Origin of the sequence: uncultured Sphingomonas sp., from assembly GCF_964243315.1 — a bacterium.
GTDB lineage: Bacteria > Pseudomonadota > Alphaproteobacteria > Sphingomonadales > Sphingomonadaceae > Sphingomonas.
This window is the reverse complement of the sequence record NZ_CAXTEM010000100.1, coordinates 1-5,389: the sequence shown is the minus strand read 5'-3', so window position 1 is coordinate 5,389 and position 5,389 is coordinate 1. Positions and strand designations below refer to the sequence as shown.

Sequence of the window (5,389 nt, the reverse complement as noted above, 5' to 3'; positions counted from 1 at the left end):
AGCGCGTTCCACGGTCCCTGGTTGAGTGCCGAGGACTGAGGCGTGATGTTCGACAGGATATTGGTTTCACTTGCGAACGGCGTTCCGGAGAAGGCGGCTAGCGGTGCTTGGTGGCCGCGATCAACGTGGAGTGCACGGTTGGCGTTGTCGTAGGCTTTCGGCATCAGCGTCTCGTCCGCCGACAGCCAGGGATCGGCCTGCCAGGTGCGTTCACCCGACGCGCCAATTGTTGCCGGGCTCACACGGTACGCCACCCAATCCGCCGCCTTGGTCAGGTCGTCCGACGACAGTGTGTAGATCTCGGTGGTCGCCGTATCATTAAAAAACGGGGCACCGAGTGGGCAGCCGTATAGGCAATGGAACGTGTGGAGCTCGCCATCGCTGGCGATCGCGGCGGAGGCTGCAATGCCGAGAGCCGCAACGTGCAACAGGCTAAAAGCGGCCAATCTCATGGCCGATCCTGCCGAGTGGCAGTCAGGGTGGCGACGTGACGATCCATAAGTCCCAGCATAGCAAGCCAGAAGCTCAGGTGCGATGCGTCCTGCGATGGTCAACGGCTCAGATGTCGAAGCCTGCGCTGGTGAACCACCCTTCCCACTTGAGCTTCGTCGACGCTTACGAGAGGACCCCCATTCCGCCATTCAAATCGCCCTTTGCGATTGCCGGAAGCGACGCTCATTCATGTTGGTCCCACGCGACCGCTAAGCCATCAGTCAAGCCCAACGCACGCCCAACCTGCATAAGGCAGCTAGCTCCTTTCGCGGCTTGACCGGGTGGCGTGCGAGACCGACGTCAGCCGAATGACCGATCCACGGGCCGTGACGCTGTCCCTGCTCGCGCGCCGCGCACCGGACGCGACGATCTGCCCGAGTGAGGTGGCGCGCGCGATCGCGCCGGACTGGCGCGGCGCGATGCCCGCGGTCCATGCCGCGATCGATGGACTAGTCCGCGACGGACTGGTGCGGCTGAGCTGGAAGGGACGGCCGCTGGCAATTCGATCGGGACCGTACAGGATCGGCCGTCTCAGCGACGGTTGAGGCAAAGCCCCTCTCCCGAGCCCGTCGCCGCTGCGCTATCGCGCGTCGATGGCGAAGAAGAAGCGCTACCTGACCGCGACGATGGCCGACGGCTATGTGAAGACGATCGGCCCTACCGCCGCGCCGTTCACGCATTACTGGCGCATCGTCGCGCAACTGCACGACGGCAATACCGAGGTGTTCTGGGGCCACGCCACCTCCGCGAAGGAAGCCGCGGGCAAGGAGGCACTGACAGAACAGGCGGCGAGGCGGCACGGGTGGAAGCGCTTCGATTTCGAGGTCGTCGAGCTCACCGAACACTGACGTCTCACCCTGCGGGCAGGTCGATCCGGTTGACTTCGTCCGCCCCGGGCCAGGCATTTTCGGTCACTGCTTGAGGAACTGAGCCGCCGCGTAGCGGCGGGCGCGACCCACAAGTGGCCATTCACGCTGGCGACTCCGCTTCCCGGAACTGGATACTCATTCATCCTCAAGGCGGGTGCGCTCGGACAAACATGACGAGGCGGGCCAGCAACGGCTGGCCAACCGATCTGGATCGACAGTTGAATATTCGCCGCCTTCGCACAGCCTTGCCATCGAGCCGTGCGAAGGCAAGGCTTAGCTGATACTGAGTTCGGCTCGACAAATTGGTGCTGATGCCCGCCGACCTCGTTGCCAGCGAGGCGGTGAGCGGCAATCAGCGCGGACATGTGGTTATCGACTTTCCCAACCGAACCTGGTTTGCCGCCGCGCCGCGCGCACCGCGTAGCTGTTGCAATCCCCGCACGTGACGAAGCGTTGCACATCGCGGCTTGCATTTCCGCACTCGACGAAGCGGCAGCCCAGGTCACGGCGAGCGAGGTGTCGGTGCTGGTGCTGGTCAACAACAGTTCCGACGATACTGCCGCGATCGCTCGCGGTCTGACCCCGGTCAACCTGCGCCTCGCCGTTCAGGTGGCCGATTTCTCCGCCGACGTGGCGCACGCAGGCTCGGCGCGAAAGCTTGCGCTCGACCGCTGCGCGGCGGCGTTGCCGCCGGAAGCCATCTTGATGACGACCGATGCCGACAGTTGGGTCGACGCTGGCTGGATCGCAGCGAACCTCGTCGCGATCGAGGCCGGAGCCGACGCCGTCGCGGGCGCGGTGACGTTCGACGCAGCGACACGCGCAGCGTTGCCCGATCTGAGCGGGCGTGCGCTCGAGTGGCGTCTGGCGCACCTCCACGCCCGGCTGGGGACGTTGGTCGACCCGCGGGCGCACGATCGGTGGCCTAACCACATCTGGGCCTGGGGAGCGAGCCTGGCGCTGACCGTTGCCGCCTACCGACAGGTCGGCGGGGTGCCGGCGGTAGCGTATACGGAGGATCGCCTGCTCGCCGAAGCGATCGAGTGGCACGACCTGCGCCTGCGCCGCAGCCACGCCCCGGTCGTCTATACCTCCGCACGCCAGCACGGTCGCGCGAACGGCGGGTTCGCCGCCATGATCGGCAGCTATGCCAGCGATCCGCATGCGGCGTGCGACTCCGCGCTCGAGCCGACGGCCGCCTTGCTGCACCGGCTGCGATGGCGCGCGCGTCTTCGGCGGGCGTTCGCCGAGGGTGGCCCCCCTACCGTCGAACGCCTGTTTCCCGAACTGGGTTTCGAGGCGACCGGCAGCGCCGCCACGTTCGGGGCGTGGTGGCGTCTCGCCGAGCAGCGCGCACCGTCGCTCGCGCGCCGCCCGGTCACCCCCGCCATGCTGGAAGCGGAGGTCCGCCGGGCCGAACGTCTGGTCAGCCGGCTGGAGCGGTGCGAAGCACGTCGAGGCGGTAGCCCTCTTGCCGGTCACGCCCGATGACGGTCGCAGCCGGCAGGTTTTCCTCGAATGCCTCGACGGCCTCGTCGCCGTTCAGCGGGTAGTCGGGCGTCGGTCCTAGCCAGTGCACCAGCACGATGTCGGCTCCCGGCTCGGCAACCGCCGACAGCGCGCGCGCGACTAGCGCCAGCGCGGGACGGTCGAAATAATACAGCACCTCGGACAGCAGGATGAGGTCGAAGCGTCCGTTGGGGGCTGTTTCGGGCAACGCCGACCGCATGAACCGCACCTGGGGCAGCGAAGCGCACCGCTCCGCCGCGCACGCGAGCGCCGCGTCGGCGACGTCGGTCGCCAGCAACGCGTCGCAGGCAGGGGCGATGCGCGCGGTCAGCATGCCGATCGAACAGCCGACCTCCAGCGCCGACCGGTAGTGCGGCCGGGGCAGCGCCGCGACGGTGGCCGCGTATTTCGCGTCCTCGTACGGGTTGCCCTCGAACCCCCAGGGGTCGGGGTTGGCGGCATATAACCGATCGAAATAGCCGGGCTGTTGGGCGGGCGCCTTCATGAGGGGTAGCACCCGGCGCGCGGCAACAGGTAGCCCGCCGCCGCATCGCGCGATGCATCGAGGAACGGTTGGCGGAGATAGGTCTCCAGGTCACGGACGACGCGGTCGAGCGGGTCGGGCGCGATGAACGAGCGCAGGCCGACGTTGCGCCGTGCGGCGTCGACACCCGCCAGCGCCAGCGTCTCGAACTGCCCGCGCGCACCATCGACGTAGGCGTCGATCGCCGCAGGATCCTCCGAGACTTGCGCGCGCCGCGCGGCCTCCGCGACCGACAGCCGGGCGAGCTCGAAGCCGCCCGCCGCCGCCGCGAATCGCGCCCGGAAAACCGGGTCGCGCTCGCGCCCGCTGCGGATCAGCGCGTCCGCGTGGAGCGCCAGGATGCGTTGCAGCCCGCCCAGCTGTACCGCCAGCACGCGCCAGGCGCCGCCCGAGAACAGGGGCGAGCGATAGTAATCCCCAGGCTCGCCGATCACCGCATCGTCGGCGACGAACACGCCGTCGAACATCACCGTGCCCGTCGCCGTCGCGCGCATCCCGCTGGCGCGCCACACGGCGAGGTCGCTGGCCACACCGGGCGCCGTCATGTCGGGCAGCAGCATCAACGCGGGGGCGTCCCCGGCTTCGGCGATCCGCGCCGTCACCACCGGTCGGCGTACCGACCCCGCCCCCGAGCAATGGACCTTCCTGCCCGCGATCGTCCAACCGCCGCTTATTCTGGTCGCGACGGGACCGTCGCCGCGTTCGGCGTTCCACACCGCCGAGATGCGTCCGTGCGCGGCTTCGTCCGCCAGGATCGCCGCCGGTCCACCGGCGCCGTAGGTTCGCACCAAGGTGGCGGCATTGACGTGGCCTTCGTACAATCGCCCGACCGGCAGGCTCGCAGCCCCGATCCGCATCAACGTGTCGCGCAAGTGATCGTTGTGGGCCAGCAACGGCCCGTCCGGCAGCGCGGCGGCGAGCAGCCCGGCCTCGCCAAGCAACGCAATCTCCGCCGACGGGTAGCATGCAGCCGCGTCGATCGGTTCGGCGGTTTCCCACAGCCTGGCCGTCACGTCATCGAGGGTTGGCCCCAGGGCTGGTTTCGTCATCGCGTCGCCCGCATAGCGCAGCGATGCCCCGCTTGTCTTCACGCCCGCCGGACCGCAACTGGCTGCGCCATGCGGGTCCGATCGTCGTGCTCGCGCCGCATCCCGACGACGAGACGCTTGGGTGCGGGCTGCTGATCGCCGACGCGGTGCGGCTGCGCGTGCCGCTGGCGGTTGTCGTGCTGACCGATGGGCAGGCATCGCATCCGGGCTCGCGGCGATGGCCGCCGCCGGCGCTTGCGCGGTTGCGGCGGAGCGAAACACGGCGGGCACTCGCCCGGCTTGGCGCCGGCGATGCGACCTTGCGCTTCATGGGGTGGCGCGACGGGCGGCTGGGCGAGGACGCGCGCCCGCTGCGGTTGCGCCGGCTCCTGCATGTGATCGGCGCACGCACGGTGTTGGTTAGTTCGCCGTTGGATTCGCACCCCGACCATCAAGCGGCGTGGCGGCTGGCGCGAAGCGCGACACGCGGGAGCGCCGCGAATTTGTTGAGCTACGCCGTCTGGTCGAGGCTCGACGAGGCCGCCGCGCCCCGCGTTCGACACATGGGCCTGCCGCGCAAACGCTGGGCGATGCAGGCGCACCGCAGCCAGACCAGCGATTATATTAATGACGCTCCCGGCGGCTTCTTCTACGATCGAAGCGCGCTCGACCGGCTGGTCACCGGTGCCGAACGATTTGCGTACGCCTAGCGTCACGGAGGCATGCGCCTATACTGCGGGCTGGCAGCCTGGCTTGCTCGAATCAATACAGCGCTATTGATCCGATGTTCGTGCTGTCACATAGACAACTTCGCCGTGCTTGTTGCGGAATGCATCTCTGGCTGACTCGACCCAAGCGGGACGTCCCGCTTGCCTGAGCGCTCGCCCAAAACCTGCCTTTTGTTCACCATGCAAACGGTTCAGCGACAGCCGCCTTTTGCCATAGAA

7 protein-coding genes are annotated in these 5,389 nt (G+C 68.2%); 4 read left to right on the top strand and 3 right to left on the bottom strand.

Annotated elements, in window-relative coordinates:
- Positions 1-452, bottom strand: a 452-nt coding sequence (locus ACFE77_RS15935) for a DNA/RNA non-specific endonuclease (RefSeq protein ID WP_375422630.1), incomplete at its 3' end; no start/stop codon positions are given.
- 348 nt (positions 453-800) lie between these two features.
- On the opposite strand from ACFE77_RS15935, the gene ACFE77_RS15930 reads away from it, so the two are divergent.
- The 3 genes from ACFE77_RS15930 to ACFE77_RS15920 all read left to right on the top strand — a co-directional run bounded on the left by ACFE77_RS15930 (position 801) and on the right by ACFE77_RS15920 (position 2,852).
- Complete coding sequence (locus ACFE77_RS15930) at positions 801-1,037, top strand: DUF3253 domain-containing protein (protein ID WP_375422629.1); 237 nt, start codon at positions 801-803, stop codon at positions 1,035-1,037.
- A 48-nt stretch (positions 1,038-1,085) separates the two neighbouring features.
- Positions 1,086-1,340 carry a hypothetical protein gene (locus ACFE77_RS15925; protein ID WP_375422628.1) on the top strand — a complete coding sequence of 85 codons (255 nt, stop codon included), beginning with the start codon at positions 1,086-1,088 and terminating at the stop codon, positions 1,338-1,340.
- 384 nt (positions 1,341-1,724) lie between these two features.
- On the top strand, positions 1,725-2,852 hold the full coding sequence (locus ACFE77_RS15920) for a glycosyltransferase (protein ID WP_375422627.1): 1,128 nt from the start codon (positions 1,725-1,727) through the stop codon (positions 2,850-2,852).
- Here ACFE77_RS15920 and ACFE77_RS15915 read toward each other — a convergent pair.
- Both ACFE77_RS15915 and ACFE77_RS15910 read right to left on the bottom strand, forming a co-directional pair.
- Entirely contained in the window at positions 2,788-3,375 is a 588-nt protein-coding gene (locus tag ACFE77_RS15915) for an SAM-dependent methyltransferase (protein WP_375422626.1), read from the bottom strand. The genes ACFE77_RS15920 and ACFE77_RS15915 overlap by 65 nt on opposite strands.
- Positions 3,372-4,463 carry a hypothetical protein gene (locus ACFE77_RS15910; protein WP_375422625.1) on the bottom strand — a complete coding sequence of 364 codons (1,092 nt, stop codon included), beginning with the start codon at positions 4,461-4,463 and terminating at the stop codon, positions 3,372-3,374. The genes ACFE77_RS15915 and ACFE77_RS15910 overlap by 4 nt, the downstream gene beginning before the upstream one ends.
- Positions 4,464-4,486: 23 nt before the next feature.
- Here ACFE77_RS15910 and ACFE77_RS15905 point away from each other — a divergent pair, with 23 nt between their 5' ends.
- The gene (locus tag ACFE77_RS15905; protein ID WP_375422624.1) at positions 4,487-5,152 is read left to right on the top strand and encodes a PIG-L deacetylase family protein; all 666 of its coding nucleotides are present in this window, start codon (positions 4,487-4,489) and stop codon (positions 5,150-5,152) included.
- Positions 5,153-5,389: the final 237 nt, after the last annotated feature.

What these genes read in the sequence shown, in the direction of transcription:
- ACFE77_RS15930 (WP_375422629.1), top strand. Translation starts at nt 801, where the DNA reads ATGACCGATCCACGGGCCGTGACGCTGTCCCTGCTCGCGCGCCGCGCA.
- ACFE77_RS15915 (WP_375422626.1), bottom strand. Translation starts at nt 3,375, where the DNA reads ATGAAGGCGCCCGCCCAACAGCCCGGCTATTTCGATCGGTTATATGCC.
- ACFE77_RS15920 (WP_375422627.1), top strand. Translation starts at nt 1,725, where the DNA reads ATGTGGTTATCGACTTTCCCAACCGAACCTGGTTTGCCGCCGCGCCGC.
- ACFE77_RS15925 (WP_375422628.1), top strand. Translation starts at nt 1,086, where the DNA reads ATGGCGAAGAAGAAGCGCTACCTGACCGCGACGATGGCCGACGGCTAT.
- ACFE77_RS15910 (WP_375422625.1), bottom strand. Translation starts at nt 4,463, where the DNA reads ATGACGAAACCAGCCCTGGGGCCAACCCTCGATGACGTGACGGCCAGG.
- ACFE77_RS15905 (WP_375422624.1), top strand. Translation starts at nt 4,487, where the DNA reads ATGCCCCGCTTGTCTTCACGCCCGCCGGACCGCAACTGGCTGCGCCAT.